The organism is Salmonella sp. SAL4457 (assembly GCF_046548235.1).
Classification (GTDB): domain Bacteria; phylum Pseudomonadota; class Gammaproteobacteria; order Enterobacterales; family Enterobacteriaceae; genus Salmonella; species Salmonella enterica.
In genome coordinates this window covers 1-671 of the sequence record NZ_JBGDZO010000023.1, presented here as the reverse complement: position 1 = coordinate 671, position 671 = coordinate 1, and the positions used below count along the sequence as shown (strand labels likewise).

At 65.1% G+C, this 671-nt stretch carries 1 protein-coding gene; it reads right to left on the bottom strand.

Annotation, left to right across the window (positions count from 1 at the left end):
- Positions 1-52 precede the first annotated feature (52 nt).
- Positions 53-671, bottom strand: a 619-nt coding sequence (locus tag ACLJNW_RS23000) for a DUF6901 family protein (RefSeq protein WP_410961063.1), incomplete at its 5' end; no start/stop codon positions are given.

Below are 671 nucleotides of genomic sequence, written 5' to 3'. Positions count from 1 at the left end.
CGGTGCACCTGAAGAAAGCCTGATCTCTCCCCGCTCGGCCGGGGCCTGCGCCTCAGCCGAGCGTTTCCTCGGCGCTCATCACCAGCGGGCGGATCTTCTGCAACTGGGTTTCCAGCGAATAGCTGATGCTCGACGACAGCGAGAAGAAGGTCAGGAACGCCTTCAGGTTGGAATCGCTGACACAGGTGTCGTGGATTCGCTGCCAGAACGCCTGGTTGACCAGTTGCAACTGCTGGAACAGCCGCACCAGCCCTTTCAGTTCCCAATCGGCATGCCGCCCCTCGCGGAAGTTGAAGTACTGGCGCATCAGGTACAGCGGCACCACCCGCAGCACGAACTCCTGGTTGCTGGCGAACGGCAGGTGCTGCATGGCCATCGGCCTCAGCGGCGCCAGCAGCGGACAGGCGCTGCTGGCCATGATCAAGCCGATCAGCGCGCGCAGTCCTTCCTCCAGGCCCGCCTGCTTGATGTACTCGCGCTCCGGCGTGCGCACGCAGATGCCGGCCTTGCGGAACGCCGGCAGGTTGCGGAAATCCTCGATCACCCCATGCAGGTCGACCGCCGCCGGACAATGGCTGTAGCGTTCGCGATCGAGCGGGCAGTTGCTGCAGCGATTGTGTTCCAGGCGCGTCCAGCGCGGCGCTGCGGCAGCCGCCTGCGGGTCGTAGTGC